Origin of the sequence: Priestia sp. RMT2NF4 (assembly GCF_047872835.1) — a bacterium.
Lineage (GTDB): Bacteria > Bacillota > Bacilli > Bacillales > Bacillaceae_H > Priestia > Priestia zanthoxyli.
On sequence record NZ_JBLQZO010000012.1, the window covers coordinates 17,142 to 30,803 of the forward strand.

A 13,662-nucleotide genomic window follows, 5' to 3' on the forward strand; every position below is an offset into this window, starting at 1 on the left:
CTCCCTTATCCTAACAGTTCTTCTACAGTCTTGCCACGTAGTTTTGCAACATCTTCAGCACGTTTTAGGTTAGCTAAACCGTTAAGAGTTGCACGTACCATGTTGATTGGAGTGTTTGAACCTAAAGATTTAGATAGAATATCACTTACTCCACCCAATTCTAGTACCGCACGAACTGGGCCACCAGCGATAACTCCTGTACCTTCAGAAGCAGGTTTTAAGAAAATTTGACCTGCACCAAATTGTCCAAGGATTTCGTGTGGAATAGTTGTACCAACCATAGGTACAGTAATTAAGTTTTTCTTCGCATCTTCAATTGCTTTACGGATTGCATCTGGTACCTCTTGTGCTTTACCAGTACCGAATCCAACGTGACCGTTTTTGTCACCAACTACAACTAATGCAGCGAAGCGGAAACGACGTCCACCTTTCACAACTTTAGCTACGCGGTTAACGGTAACAACACGTTCTTCAAGCTCTAATTTATTTGGATCAATACGACGCATGATTTTCCCTCCTTTTACAATTAGAATTGTAATCCAGCTTCACGAGCAGCGTCAGCTAATGCTTTAACACGGCCATGATATAAATAACCGCCACGGTCGAATACTACTTCGTTTACACCTTTTTCTACTGCGCGTTTAGCGACTAATTCGCCAACTTTGATAGCAGCTTCAGTGTTACCAGTGCTTTCTAAAGTCAGGTCTTTATCTAACGTTGAAGCACTTGCGATTGTTACTGAATTTAAATCGTCGATAACTTGTGCGTAAATATGTTGATTAGAACGGAACACGTTTAAACGCGGACGAGTTGCAGTTCCAGATAACTTCGCACGAACACGAGCATGTCTTTTTTTACGAACTTTGTTTTTATCAAGCTTCGTGATCATTTCGGGCACTCCTTTCTTTTACCTAACCGGCATTACTTCTTAGCAGTTTTACCTTCTTTACGACGTACATATTCGCCTTCGTAACGAATACCTTTACCTTTGTAAGGCTCTGGTGGACGAACGTCACGAATATTTGCAGCTAATGCACCTACGCGTTCTTTATCAATACCTTTAATAACGATCTTAGTTTGAGAAGGAACTTCGATTTCGATTCCTGTTTCAGGAGTAATCTCAACTGGGTGAGAGTATCCAACGCTCAATACTAATTTGCTACCAGATTTTTGTGCACGGTAACCTACACCGACTAATTCTAAACCACGTTCGAATCCTTTAGTAACACCTTCAACCATGTTACCTAAAAGGCTACGAGTAGTTCCATGAAGAGCGCGGTGCTCTTTATTGTCACTAGGACGATTAACAACTAATACGTTGTCTTCAACTTTAATTTCGATTTCAGGGTGGAATGTACGAGTTAATTCACCCTTTGGTCCTTTTACAGTTACAGTGTTGCTCTCGTTCGTAACTGTAACACCTGCTGGAAGTTCTAAAGGCTTTTTACCAACACGTGACATAGTTACACCTCCATTCACATTTAAAACTTATTACCAAACGTACGCTAATACTTCTCCACCAGTTTGCTTTTGACGAGCTTCTTTGTCAGTTAAAACACCTTGAGAAGTAGAAACGATTGCGATACCTAAACCGTTAAGTACACGTGGTACTTCGTTAGTTTTTGCATAAACACGTAGACCAGGTTTACTGATACGTTTTAAGCCTGTAATTACACGTTCGTTATTTGAACCGTATTTTAAGAAGATACGGATAATACCTTGTTTGTTGTCTTCGATGTATTCTACATCACGTACGAAACCCTCACGCTTAAGGATTTCTGCAATTTGCTTCTTAATGTTAGAAGCAGGAACTTCAATTTTCTCATGACGAACCATGTTCGCATTGCGGATACGAGTTAGTAAATCTGCAATAGGATCAGTCATTACCATATTAATTTACCTCCTTCCCAAACTTGGGTTTTACCAACTAGCTTTTTTAACACCAGGAATTTGACCTTTATAAGCAAGCTCACGGAAACAAATACGGCAAAGCTTGAATTTACGTAGTACTGAGTGTGGACGTCCACAACGTTCGCAACGTGTATACTCTTGTACTTGGAATTTTTGCTGGCGTTTTTGCTTCGCAATCATTGATTTTTTAGCCACATTTTCGCCTCCTCTGCTTAACGTTGGCAGTTATTACTTCTGGAATGGCATACCGAACTGAGTTAAAAGCTCACGAGCTTCTTCATCAGTGTTTGCTGTTGTAACAATAACGATATCCATACCACGAACTTTAGTTACTTTATCATAATCGATCTCTGGGAAGATCAATTGTTCTTTAACACCTAACGTGTAGTTTCCACGACCATCAAATGCTTTTTTAGATACACCACGGAAATCGCGCACACGTGGAAGTGATACTGATACTAATTTATCGAAGAATTCGTACATACGCTCGCCGCGTAAAGTAACTTTCGCACCGATTGGCATACCTTCACGAAGACGGAAACCAGCGATAGATTTTTTCGCACGAGTTACAACAGGTTTTTGACCAGTGATTTCAGCTAGTTCTTCAACAGCGTTATCTAAAGCTTTTGAGTTAGAAACAGCATCACCGATACCCATGTTGATTACGATCTTGTCGATTTTTGGCACTTGCATTACAGATTCATAATTAAACTTGCTAACTAGAGCAGGAGTAATCTCTTTTGTAAATTTCTCTTTAAGACGGTTCATGTGAACTAAACCTCCCTTCACATTTCATTAATTATTTATCTAAAGTTTCACCAGATTTTTTTGCTACACGTACCTTTTTGCCATCGATAACTTGGTACCCAACACGAGTTGGCTCACCAGATTTAGGATCCAACGGCATTACGTTTGATACGTGGATAGGTGCCTCTTGGCTAACGATTCCACCTTGTGGATTTACTTGAGAAGGTTTAGAGTGTTTTTTCACAACGTTCACGCCTTCAACAAGTACACGGTCTTTCTTTGGGAAAGCTGCAAGTACTTCACCTTGCTTACCTTTGTCTTTACCAGAGATAACCACTACTTTGTCGCCCTTTTTAACATGCATCCTATTCGCACCTCCTTAAAAGGCATTTTGTATTTGTTCTATATATCAATTAGATAACTTCTGGAGCCAATGATACGATCTTCATGAAGTTGTTATCACGTAATTCACGAGCAACTGGTCCGAAGATACGAGTACCACGTGGTCCTTTGTCGTCACGGATGATTACGCAAGCATTTTCGTCGAAACGGATGTAAGAACCGTCAGTACGGCGAACACCACTTTTTGTACGTACAACAACAGCTTTAACAACGTCACCTTTTTTAACAACGCCTCCTGGTGTTGCTTGTTTCACCGTACAAACGATAACATCACCAATGTTTGCTGTCTTACGACCTGAACCACCAAGTACTTTAATAGTAAGTACCTCACGTGCACCAGAGTTGTCTGCAACTTTTAAACGAGATTCTTGTTGAATCATGTACGAAACCTCCCTTCGGATGAATCATTCTTATCCGATCTATCTTAACTATTAGATGATAACAGCTTTTTCTACAACTTCTACTAGACGGAAACGTTTAGTAGCTGATAACGGACGAGTTTCCATGATCTTCACGATATCGCCTAGTTGAGCTGTATTGTTTTCATCGTGAGCTTTGAATTTCTTTGAGTATTTTACACGCTTGCCATAAAGCGAATGCTTTTTGTAAGTTTCAACAAGAACAGTAACAGTCTTATCCATTTTGTCAGAAACTACGCGGCCAGTGTAAACTTTACGTTGGTTGCGTTCACTCATTCTGAAAGCCTCCTCTCAGACTTAATTATTTATTAGCAGCAATCTCTCTTTCACGAACTACAGTTTTCATACGAGCGATCGATTTGCGCACTTCGCGAATACGAGTAGTATTCTCTAATTGTCCAGTCGCTAATTGGAAACGAAGGTTAAACAACTCTTCTTTTAAAGCCTTAACTTTTTGTTCAATTTCAGCAGTGGTAAGGTCACGAATTTCATTAGCTTTCATTAGAATCACCACCAATTTCTTCACGTTTTACAAACTTACATTTTACAGGTAGCTTGTGTGCAGCTAAACGTAAAGCTTCACGTGCAACCTCTTCAGATACACCTGAAATTTCAAACATTACTTTTCCAGGTTTAACAACTGCTACCCAACCTTCAGGAGCACCTTTACCAGAACCCATTCGGACTTCTAGAGGCTTAGCAGTATAAGGTTTAGAAGGGAAAATTTTAATCCATACTTTACCGCCACGTTTCATGTAACGAGTCATTGCGATACGAGCAGCTTCGATTTGACGGTTTGTAATCCAAGAAGCTTCAGTAGCTTGTAAACCGAATTCACCGAAATGTACTTCCGTACCACCTTTAGCGCGTCCACGCATTTTTCCGCGATGTTCGCGACGATATTTAACGCGTTTTGGTAATAACATAATTATTTTCCTCCTTCCTCAGTTTTCTTTTTAGTAGGAAGAACCTCTCCACGATAGATCCATACTTTCACACCAAGTTTACCATAAGTAGTATCTGCTTCAGCGTGAGCATAGTCAATATCAGCGCGAAGTGTATGAAGTGGAACTGTACCTTCACTGTAATATTCAGAACGAGCAATATCAGCTCCGCCTAAACGACCAGATACCATTGTTTTGATACCTTGTGCGCCAGCACGCATACTACGTTGGATAGCTTGCTTTTGAGCACGACGGAATGATACACGGTTCTCAAGTTGGCGAGCGATGTTTTCAGCTACTAGTTTAGCATCTAAATCTGCTCGTTTAATTTCAAGGATGTTAATGTGTACACGCTTGCCTGTTAATTGGTTAAGAGCTTTACGAAGTGATTCTACTTCAGTACCACCTTTACCAATTACCATACCAGGTTTTGCAGTGTGGATCGTTACGTTTAAGCGGTTAGCAGCGCGTTCGATTTCAACTTTAGAAACAGCTGCATCGTTTAAACGTTTAGCGATATATTCACGTACTTTTAAGTCTTCATGTAATAAGTCAGCGTAGTCTTTGCCAGCGAACCATCTTGATTCCCAATCACGGATGACACCGACGCGAAGACCGACCGGATTTACCTTTTGACCCATGAATTATCCCTCCTTCTTTTCTGATACCACGATTGTGATGTGGCTTGTGCGCTTGTTAATTTGGCTTGCACGTCCCATAGCGCGTGGACGGAAACGTTTTAAAGTTGGACCTTCGTTAACAAAAGCGTCAGTAATAACTAAATTGTTAGCGTCCATTTCATAATTGTGTTCTGCATTGGCAATAGCAGATTTTAATACTTTCTCAACGACTGGAGAAGCAGCCTTTGGCGTGTGAAGTAGCACTGCTAGCGCTTCACCCACTTGCTTACCTCGAATTAAATCTACAACTAAACGAACTTTACGAGGAGCAATACGTACTGTTCTCGCGACAGCTTTAGCTTGCATTTAAAAGCCTCCTCTCATATTAGCGTCTTGTTTTCTTATCATCACTTGCGTGACCTTTGTAAGTACGAGATGGTGCGAATTCACCAAGTTTGTGACCTACCATGTCTTCAGTAACATAAACTGGTACATGTTTACGACCGTCATATACAGCAATTGTATGACCAATGAACTGAGGGAAGATAGTTGAACGACGAGACCAAGTTTTTACTACTTGCTTGCTGTCAGTTTCGTTTAACTTCTCAATTTTGTTGATTAAATGGTCATCTACAAAAGGTCCTTTCTTTAAGCTGCGACCCATAAATGAACCTCCCTTCGTGATTGTCCTACGGTTCGTTTGAACCGTAGCTCAATCCCGTTATTTTTTACGACGACGAACGATAAATTTATCGGATTTGTTTTTCTTCTTACGAGTTTTGTAACCAAGTGTTGGTTTACCCCATGGACTCATTGGAGACTTACGTCCGATTGGAGAACGTCCTTCACCACCACCGTGTGGGTGATCGTTAGGGTTCATTACAGAACCACGTACAGTTGGACGAATACCTAACCAACGAGAACGACCGGCTTTACCGATGTTGATTAACTCGTGTTGTTCGTTACCAACTTGACCTACAGTTGCACGACAAGTTGCAAGGATCATGCGTACTTCACCAGAAGTTAAACGTACTAATACGTATTTACCTTCTTTACCAAGTACTTGAGCAGATGTACCTGCAGAACGAACTAATTGTCCACCTTTACCAGGTTTCAATTCGATGTTGTGTACTACTGTACCAACAGGGATGTTAGCTAAAGGAAGCGCGTTACCTACTTTAATGTCAGCTTCAGGACCTGACATAACTTCTAAACCTACTTTTAGGTTTTTAGGAGCAAGGATGTAACGTTTTTCACCATCAGCATAATGAATTAATGCGATGTTAGCTGAACGGTTTGGATCATATTCGATTGTAGCAACGCGTCCAGGTATTCCATCTTTATCGCGTTTAAAATCGATGATACGGTATTGACGCTTGTGCCCACCACCTTGGTGACGAACAGTCAATTTACCTTGGTTGTTACGACCACCTTTTCTCTTGACAGGTGCAAGTAACGATTTTTCTGGTTTGTCAGTAGTAATTTCAGCGAAATCAGAAACTGACATACCACGACGACCATTTGAGGTTGGTTTATACTTTTTAATCGCCATCTCAATTTCCCTCCTTCTCTAGTAATCTTAAGCTTCGAAGAATTCGATTTCGTTGCTCTCTTGAGTTAGTGTTACTACCGCTTTACGACGACGGTTAGTAAGACCACTGTAGCGACCTACACGCTTGAATTTACCTTTGTAGTTCATGATGTTTACTTTTTCAACTTTTACGTCAAAGATTTTTTCGATAGCATCTTTAACCTCAGTTTTATTAGCTTTTACATCAACATCAAACGTATATTTTTTCTCAGCCATTAAGTCTGTTGAACGTTCTGTAATTACGGGGCGCTTAATAATATCACGAGGATCTTTCATTATGCAAGCACCTCCTCTACTTTTTCAACTGCGTCTTTAGTGATTACAAGCTTATCATGGTTCATAACGTCTAATACGCTTAAACCATTAGCTGCAACAACTGTTACACCAGGAATATTACGTGCTGAAAGTGCAACATTTTCGTTAAGATCAGCAGTTACTACTAATGCTTTGCGTTCTACTGTTAGGTTTTTAAGAACTGCTACCATTTCTTTTGTTTTTGGAGCGTCAAAAGAAAGAGCTTCAAGAACAACGATGCTGTTATCTTGAGCTTTAGTTGATAATGCAGACTTAATTGCTAAACGACGAACTTTTTTAGGTAATTTGTAGCTATAGCTTCTTGGAACTGGACCAAATACTACGCCACCACCACGCCATTGTGGAGAACGGATAGATCCTTGACGAGCACGACCAGTACCTTTTTGACGCCATGGCTTACGGCCACCGCCTCTTACTTCAGAACGATTTTTAACTTTAGAAGTACCTTGACGTTGAGATGCGCGTTGCATTACGATCGCGTCGAAAAGTACTTTGTTGTTTGGTTCGATACCGAAAACGGCATCTTGAAGTTCGATCTCTCCAACGTTTTCACCGTTTTGGTTAAACAATGCTACTTTTGGCATTGGTTATTCCTCCTTTCTCGAAGAATTATTATTTAGATTTAACTGCAGATTTAACAGTAACTAGAGATTTTCTAGCTCCTGGCACGTTACCTTTTACTAATAAAAGATTGCGTTCTGCGTCAACTTTAACGATTGATAAGTTTTGCACAGTGATGCGCTCTCCACCCATGCGTCCTGGTAATAATTTACCTTTAAATACGCGGTTTGGAGCTACAGGACCCATTGAACCTGGGCGACGGTGGTAGCGAGAACCATGAGACATAGGTCCGCGAGATTGTCCGTGGCGTTTAATAGCACCTTGGAAACCTTTACCTTTTGAGATTCCTGTTACATCAATTACATCGCCTTCTGCGAAAATATCAACCTTGACTTCTTGACCAACTTCATATGCTGAAGCGTCCACACCGCGTAACTCACGGATGAAGCGCTTAGGAGCAGTATTAGCTTTAGTAGCATGTCCTTTTGCAGGTTTGTTAGATAGTTTTTCACGGATATCTTCGAAACCTAATTGGATTGCTTCGTAACCGTCTGTCTCAGCGTTTTTAACTTGAAGAACTACGTTAGCAGAAGCTTCAATTACTGTTACTGGGATCAAGTCACCATTTTCAGCAAATACTTGAGTCATACCGATCTTTCTTCCTAAGATTCCTTTGGCCATTAGTCACACCTCCTAAGTATCTTTTCATTCTTTATTTTAAATTAAAGTTTAATTTCGATATCTACACCAGATGGTAAGTCTAAACGCATTAATGAATCAACAGTTTGTGGTGTTGGATTCACGATATCAATTAAGCGTTTATGCGTGCGCATTTCGAACTGCTCACGAGAATCTTTATATTTGTGTACTGCACGTAGAATTGTATAAATTGATTTTTCAGTCGGTAATGGAATCGGACCAGATACAGCCGCACCAGAACGTTTTGCAGTTTCTACGATTTTCTCAGCAGATTGATCAAGAATTCTGTGATCATATGCTTTTAAACGAATGCGAATTTTTTCTTTTGCCATTATTTTCCCTCCTTTTTCGCCTATTTTACAATAGACATTCTCCGCGGAAATTTCCCCACACTCGCCATGGCAAAGCGGCCGGGTGTGTCGGCAACCTTCCGCATCATCGCAGTCAAAGACCAACATTTTTATTATACTAAAAATGGGTTCATATTGCAACAATAAAGTTAAAAAACTTTTTTATGTGTCGCACACTTTTTTCATTATATATAAAAGGAGATCATTTTGCAAGTGTAATAGTAAAAACTATCTTTACCTTTTATCACCAAATAAAAAAGGAGTAGGTTACCCTACTCCCTTTACTGAAACGAGAAATTACTCGCTGATTTTAGCTACAACGCCAGCGCCTACTGTACGTCCACCTTCACGGATTGAGAATTTAGTACCTTCTTCAATCGCGATTGGAGCGATAAGTTCAACAGTCATTTCGATGTTGTCGCCAGGCATTACCATTTCTACGCCTTCAGGTAAGTTACAAATACCAGTTACATCAGTTGTACGGAAGTAGAACTGTGGACGGTAGTTTGTGAAGAATGGAGTGTGACGTCCACCTTCGTCTTTAGAAAGAACGTATACTTCAGCAGTAAATTTAGTGTGTGGAGTGATTGAGCCTGGTTTAGCTAATACTTGTCCACGTTGGATTTCTTCACGTGCTACACCACGAAGTAAAGCACCGATGTTGTCGCCAGCTTCAGCATAGTCAAGAAGCTTACGGAACATTTCTACACCTGTTACAGTAGTAGATTTTGGCTCTTCAGTTAAACCGATGATGTCGATAACGTCACCAACTTTAACTTGTCCACGCTCTACACGACCTGTAGCAACTGTACCACGACCAGTGATTGAGAATACGTCCTCAACTGGCATCATGAATGGTTTTTCAGTGTCACGTTCTGGAGTTGGGATGTACTCATCAACAGCGTCCATAAGCTCGATGATTTTAGCTTCCCAATCAGCTTCGCCTTCAAGAGCTTTAAGAGCAGAACCTTTGATTACTGGTACATCGTCACCAGGGAAGTCGTATTCAGAAAGAAGGTCACGTACTTCCATTTCTACTAATTCAAGTAGCTCTTCGTCGTCTACCATGTCACATTTGTTTAAGAATACAACTAGGTAAGGTACACCTACTTGACGAGAAAGAAGGATGTGCTCACGAGTTTGTGGCATTGGACCATCAGCAGCAGATACTACTAAGATACCGCCATCCATTTGAGCAGCACCAGTGATCATGTTTTTAACATAGTCAGCATGTCCTGGGCAGTCAACGTGTGCATAGTGACGAGTGTCAGTTTCATACTCAACGTGTGCAGTTGAGATTGTGATTCCACGCTCGCGCTCTTCTGGAGCAGCGTCGATCATGTCGTAAGCCATTGCTGCACCTTTACCACTTTTCTTAGCAAGAACAGTAGTGATAGCAGCTGTTAAAGTTGTTTTACCATGGTCAACGTGACCAATTGTACCGATATTGGCATGTGTTTTTGAACGGTCGAATTTTTCCTTAGCCATTCGAAAATCCTCCTTAAAATTCATGTAGTTTATGGTTTATGAGGCCGTGAAAGGGAATGAGCTCCACTTTCACAGCGTACATAAGTAGTTATACTTCAATAAAGAGTGAAAATCAATTATTCACCTTTATTTTTTTTAATAATTTCTTCTGAAATTGATTTAGGAACTTCTTCGTAGTGATCGAAGTGCATAGAATATGTTCCGCGACCTTGAGTGTTTGAACGTAATGCAGTTGCATAACCAAACATTTCAGAAAGTGGAACGAATGCACGTACAACTTGAGCGTTACCGCGTGCTTCCATACCTTCTACACGTCCACGACGAGACGTAACGTCACCCATGATATCTCCTAAGTATTCGTCAGGGATAACAACTTCAACCTTCATCATTGGTTCAAGGATAGCTGGGTTACATTTTGATACTGCGTTTTTAAGAGCCATAGAAGCGGCAATTTTAAACGCCATCTCACTTGAGTCAACGTCATGGTAAGATCCATCAACTAAAGCAGCTTTGATATCGATTAATGGATAACCAGCAAGAACACCGTTTTGTAATGCATCTTCAAGACCAGCTTGAACTGCAGGGATGTATTCACGTGGAACTACACCACCAACGATTTTGTTCTCAAATTCAAAGCCTTTTCCTTCTTCGTTAGGTTCGAACTCAATCCAAACGTGACCGAATTGTCCACGACCACCAGATTGACGAGCGAATTTACCTTCAACTTTCGCACCAGCGCGGAAAGTTTCACGGTAAGCTACTTGAGGAGCACCAACGTTTGCTTCTACTTTGAATTCGCGACGCATACGGTCAACGATGATATCAAGGTGAAGCTCACCCATACCAGAGATGATGATTTGACCAGTCTCTGTATTAGTTTCCGCACGGAAAGTTGGATCTTCTTCTTGTAACTTTTGAAGAGCTGTCGTCATTTTATCTTGGTCAGCTTTTGATTTTGGCTCAACAGATAAAGAGATAACTGGCTCTGGGAATTCCATAGACTCAAGAATTACAAGACTCTTTTCGTCACATAGAGTATCACCAGTAGAAGTATCTTTTAATCCTACAGCTGCCGCGATATCTCCAGCGTATACTTCAGAAATCTCTTCACGAGAGTTAGCATGCATTTGTAGGATACGACCTACACGCTCACGCTTACCTTTTGTAGAGTTTTTGATGTATGAACCAGAGCTTAGTACACCAGAGTACACACGGAAGAACGTTAATTTACCAACATAAGGGTCCGTCATAACTTTGAACGCTAATGCTGAGAAAGGAGCGTTGTCGCTAGACTCACGCGTAACTTCTTCTTCTGTGTCAGGTACGATACCTTGGATTGCTGGTACATCAACTGGAGATGGTAGGTAATCAATTACCGCATCTAGCATTAATTGTACACCTTTGTTTTTGAATGCTGAACCACAGATAACTGGGTAGAATTCAACGTCACAAGTACCTTTACGGATACCAGCTTTTAGTTCTTCAACTGTAAGCTCGCCTTCGTCTAAGTACTTCATCATTAATTCTTCGTCAAGTTCTGCAACAGCTTCTACTAGGCTTGCACGGTATTCTTCAGCTTGCTCTTTGTATTCCTCAGGAATTTCACGAGATTCTGAACGAGTACCTAAGTCATCTTCGTAGAAGTATGCTTTCATTTCCACAAGGTCAATGATTGCTTCGAAGTCATCTTCAGCACCGATTGGCAACTGAATTGGGTGAGCATTTGCACCTAAACGATCGTGGATCGTTTTTACAGAGTACAAGAAGTCAGCACCAATTTTGTCCATTTTGTTAACGAATACGACACGGGGAACACCGTACGTAGTCGCTTGACGCCATACTGTTTCTGTTTGAGGCTCAACACCAGATTGAGCATCAAGAACTGCCACAGCGCCATCAAGTACACGTAATGAACGCTCAACTTCAACAGTGAAGTCTACGTGTCCAGGAGTATCGATGATGTTAACGCGGTGACCTTTCCAAGAAGCAGTTGTCGCAGCAGACGTGATAGTGATACCACGTTCTTGCTCTTGCTCCATCCAGTCCATTTGTGAAGCTCCTTCATGAGTTTCACCAATTTTATGGATACGGCCAGTATAATAAAGAACACGCTCAGTTGTTGTTGTTTTACCAGCATCAATGTGAGCCATGATCCCAATATTACGAGTGTTTTCTAAGGAGAACTCTCTTGCCATCTTAGGTATTTCTCCTTCCATATTATAATTTGTTTTTTTAAAAGTTTCGTTAAAAGATTACCAACGGTAATGAGCAAATGCTTTATTAGCTTCTGCCATTTTGTGAGTATCTTCACGTTTCTTAACTGCAGCACCAGTGTTGTTAGCTGCGTCAAGGATTTCGTTAGCTAAACGCTCTTCCATCGTTTTTTCTCCACGAAGACGAGCATAGTTTACTAACCAACGAAGACCTAAAGTAGTACGACGCTCTGGACGTACTTCTACAGGAACTTGGTAGTTAGAACCCCCTACACGGCGTGCTCTAACTTCTAGTACAGGCATGATGTTTTTAAGAGCTTGGTCGAATACTTCCATAGCTTCTTTACCACTGCGCTCTTGTACTAAATCGAATGCTCTATAAAGAATAGCTTGTGACTTACCGCGCTTTCCATCAAGCATCATTTTGTTGATTAAGCGAGATACAAGCTTAGAATTGTAAATCGGATCTGGTAATACGTCTCTTTTTGCAACAGGTCCCTTACGTGGCATTCTACTTCCTCCTTTCACTTTTAAAAGTTTATCTATTAATTGTTAAGCTATTATTTTTTAGCTGCTTTTGGTCGCTTAGTACCATATTTAGAACGACCTTGCATACGGCCATCCACACCAGCAGTATCAAGTGCACCACGTACGATATGGTAACGTACCCCTGGTAAATCTTTTACACGTCCACCGCGGATAAGTACCACGCTGTGTTCTTGTAAGTTGTGACCAATACCTGGGATATAAGCTGTTACCTCGATACCGTTTGTTAAACGTACACGAGCATATTTACGAAGAGCCGAGTTCGGTTTCTTCGGTGTCATAGTACCCACACGTGTACATACACCACGTTTTTGTGGAGAAGATTGGTTAGTTTGAGCTTTCTTGAAGCTGTTGTAACCTCTGTTTAAAGCAGGTGAGTCAGATTTTTTACCTTTACTCACACGACCATTACGGATTAATTGGTTAATAGTAGGCATTTAATTTTTCCTCCTTTCGCCTTTTGTAAGACCACACATCCAGGTGGTTCATTTTTTAGCAAAAAACAAAGTCTTTGAAACTAAAAGTTCAAAAACGTGTTAACTAATAATTGCAACAGTTGCAGCGTTAACTTCTATCCTACAAGCTTGACCAAGCTTTCGCATAGAAGGGACATACGTATACGGAACGTTTTCTTGCTGTGCCGTTTTTGCCACAATGGATGTGACATAAAAATCAGCGTCTTCAGCAATGATGACTTCCTTTACTGTACCTTTTTTTAATGCTTTCACCGTCTGCTTTGTTCCTACAATAATATGATCAGCCTGTAATACTTTTTCATAAGACATTATCATATCCTCCAAAGTAACAGGTAGTTTATAGGAGCACCTTTGATATAGTATCATTCCCTAGAATGGAT

24 protein-coding genes are annotated in these 13,662 nt (G+C 40.7%); all 24 read right to left on the reverse strand.

Features of this window, described 5'->3' with window-relative positions:
- Positions 1–5: 5 nt before the first annotated feature.
- Complete coding sequence (gene rpsE, locus ACMX9J_RS25765; protein ID WP_013054944.1) at positions 6–506, reverse strand: 30S ribosomal protein S5; 501 nt, start codon at positions 504–506, stop codon at positions 6–8.
- 20 nt (positions 507–526) lie between these two features.
- A complete protein-coding gene (gene rplR, locus ACMX9J_RS25770; RefSeq protein ID WP_013054943.1) occupies positions 527–889 on the reverse strand; it encodes a 50S ribosomal protein L18 in 363 nt (120 codons plus the stop codon).
- Between the two features lie 32 nt (positions 890–921).
- The gene (gene rplF, locus ACMX9J_RS25775; RefSeq protein ID WP_013054942.1) at positions 922–1,461 is read right to left on the reverse strand and encodes a 50S ribosomal protein L6; all 540 of its coding nucleotides are present in this window, start codon (positions 1,459–1,461) and stop codon (positions 922–924) included.
- A 30-nt stretch (positions 1,462–1,491) separates the two neighbouring features.
- Positions 1,492–1,890: a 30S ribosomal protein S8 gene (gene rpsH / locus ACMX9J_RS25780; RefSeq protein WP_013054941.1), complete on the reverse strand. Its 399-nt coding sequence runs from the start codon at positions 1,888–1,890 to the stop codon at positions 1,492–1,494.
- Positions 1,891–1,920: 30 nt separating this feature from the next.
- Complete coding sequence (locus ACMX9J_RS25785; protein WP_013054940.1) at positions 1,921–2,106, reverse strand: type Z 30S ribosomal protein S14; 186 nt, start codon at positions 2,104–2,106, stop codon at positions 1,921–1,923.
- A gap of 33 nt (positions 2,107–2,139) precedes the next feature.
- Complete coding sequence (gene rplE / locus ACMX9J_RS25790; protein ID WP_013054939.1) at positions 2,140–2,679, reverse strand: 50S ribosomal protein L5; 540 nt, start codon at positions 2,677–2,679, stop codon at positions 2,140–2,142.
- 31 nt (positions 2,680–2,710) lie between these two features.
- Positions 2,711–3,022 (reverse strand): 50S ribosomal protein L24, encoded by a 312-nt coding sequence (gene rplX / locus ACMX9J_RS25795; RefSeq protein WP_013054938.1) that lies wholly within the window; start codon positions 3,020–3,022, stop codon positions 2,711–2,713.
- Positions 3,023–3,071: 49 nt separating this feature from the next.
- Positions 3,072–3,440 (reverse strand): 50S ribosomal protein L14, encoded by a 369-nt coding sequence (rplN, locus tag ACMX9J_RS25800; RefSeq protein WP_013054937.1) that lies wholly within the window; start codon positions 3,438–3,440, stop codon positions 3,072–3,074.
- Positions 3,441–3,491: 51 nt separating this feature from the next.
- Positions 3,492–3,755 (reverse strand): 30S ribosomal protein S17, encoded by a 264-nt coding sequence (gene rpsQ, locus ACMX9J_RS25805; protein ID WP_013054936.1) that lies wholly within the window; start codon positions 3,753–3,755, stop codon positions 3,492–3,494.
- A 25-nt stretch (positions 3,756–3,780) separates the two neighbouring features.
- Positions 3,781–3,981 (reverse strand): 50S ribosomal protein L29, encoded by a 201-nt coding sequence (gene rpmC / locus ACMX9J_RS25810; RefSeq protein ID WP_013054935.1) that lies wholly within the window; start codon positions 3,979–3,981, stop codon positions 3,781–3,783.
- On the reverse strand, positions 3,971–4,405 hold the full coding sequence (gene rplP / locus ACMX9J_RS25815; protein ID WP_013054934.1) for a 50S ribosomal protein L16: 435 nt from the start codon (positions 4,403–4,405) through the stop codon (positions 3,971–3,973). Before rplP ends, rpmC begins: the two co-directional genes overlap by 11 nt.
- A gap of 2 nt (positions 4,406–4,407) precedes the next feature.
- Positions 4,408–5,064, reverse strand: a complete 657-nt coding sequence (gene rpsC, locus ACMX9J_RS25820; RefSeq protein WP_013054933.1) for a 30S ribosomal protein S3 — start codon at positions 5,062–5,064, stop codon at positions 4,408–4,410.
- A 3-nt stretch (positions 5,065–5,067) separates the two neighbouring features.
- Positions 5,068–5,409, reverse strand: coding sequence for a 50S ribosomal protein L22 (rplV, locus tag ACMX9J_RS25825; RefSeq protein ID WP_013054932.1), 342 nt, complete (start codon positions 5,407–5,409; stop codon positions 5,068–5,070).
- A gap of 19 nt (positions 5,410–5,428) precedes the next feature.
- Positions 5,429–5,707 (reverse strand): 30S ribosomal protein S19, encoded by a 279-nt coding sequence (gene rpsS / locus ACMX9J_RS25830; RefSeq protein WP_013054931.1) that lies wholly within the window; start codon positions 5,705–5,707, stop codon positions 5,429–5,431.
- A gap of 57 nt (positions 5,708–5,764) precedes the next feature.
- Positions 5,765–6,595: a 50S ribosomal protein L2 gene (gene rplB, locus ACMX9J_RS25835; protein ID WP_013081374.1), complete on the reverse strand. Its 831-nt coding sequence runs from the start codon at positions 6,593–6,595 to the stop codon at positions 5,765–5,767.
- 27 nt (positions 6,596–6,622) lie between these two features.
- Complete coding sequence (gene rplW / locus ACMX9J_RS25840) at positions 6,623–6,910, reverse strand: 50S ribosomal protein L23 (protein WP_028412664.1); 288 nt, start codon at positions 6,908–6,910, stop codon at positions 6,623–6,625.
- Positions 6,910–7,533, reverse strand: coding sequence for a 50S ribosomal protein L4 (rplD, locus tag ACMX9J_RS25845; protein WP_013081372.1), 624 nt, complete (start codon positions 7,531–7,533; stop codon positions 6,910–6,912). The genes rplW and rplD overlap by 1 nt, the downstream gene beginning before the upstream one ends.
- Before the next feature lie 28 nt (positions 7,534–7,561).
- Positions 7,562–8,191, reverse strand: coding sequence for a 50S ribosomal protein L3 (gene rplC / locus ACMX9J_RS25850; protein WP_013054927.1), 630 nt, complete (start codon positions 8,189–8,191; stop codon positions 7,562–7,564).
- Between the two features lie 41 nt (positions 8,192–8,232).
- Positions 8,233–8,541, reverse strand: a complete 309-nt coding sequence (gene rpsJ / locus ACMX9J_RS25855) for a 30S ribosomal protein S10 (RefSeq protein ID WP_013054926.1) — start codon at positions 8,539–8,541, stop codon at positions 8,233–8,235.
- A 315-nt stretch (positions 8,542–8,856) separates the two neighbouring features.
- Positions 8,857–10,047 (reverse strand): elongation factor Tu, encoded by a 1,191-nt coding sequence (gene tuf, locus ACMX9J_RS25860; protein WP_013081371.1) that lies wholly within the window; start codon positions 10,045–10,047, stop codon positions 8,857–8,859.
- 116 nt (positions 10,048–10,163) lie between these two features.
- Positions 10,164–12,242 (reverse strand): elongation factor G, encoded by a 2,079-nt coding sequence (fusA, locus tag ACMX9J_RS25865; protein ID WP_028412663.1) that lies wholly within the window; start codon positions 12,240–12,242, stop codon positions 10,164–10,166.
- Between the two features lie 57 nt (positions 12,243–12,299).
- On the reverse strand, positions 12,300–12,770 hold the full coding sequence (gene rpsG, locus ACMX9J_RS25870) for a 30S ribosomal protein S7 (protein ID WP_013054923.1): 471 nt from the start codon (positions 12,768–12,770) through the stop codon (positions 12,300–12,302).
- Positions 12,771–12,820: 50 nt separating this feature from the next.
- On the reverse strand, positions 12,821–13,243 hold the full coding sequence (rpsL, locus tag ACMX9J_RS25875) for a 30S ribosomal protein S12 (RefSeq protein WP_013054922.1): 423 nt from the start codon (positions 13,241–13,243) through the stop codon (positions 12,821–12,823).
- 99 nt (positions 13,244–13,342) lie between these two features.
- Positions 13,343–13,591, reverse strand: coding sequence for a 50S ribosomal protein L7ae-like protein (locus ACMX9J_RS25880; protein ID WP_013054921.1), 249 nt, complete (start codon positions 13,589–13,591; stop codon positions 13,343–13,345).
- Positions 13,592–13,662: the final 71 nt, after the last annotated feature.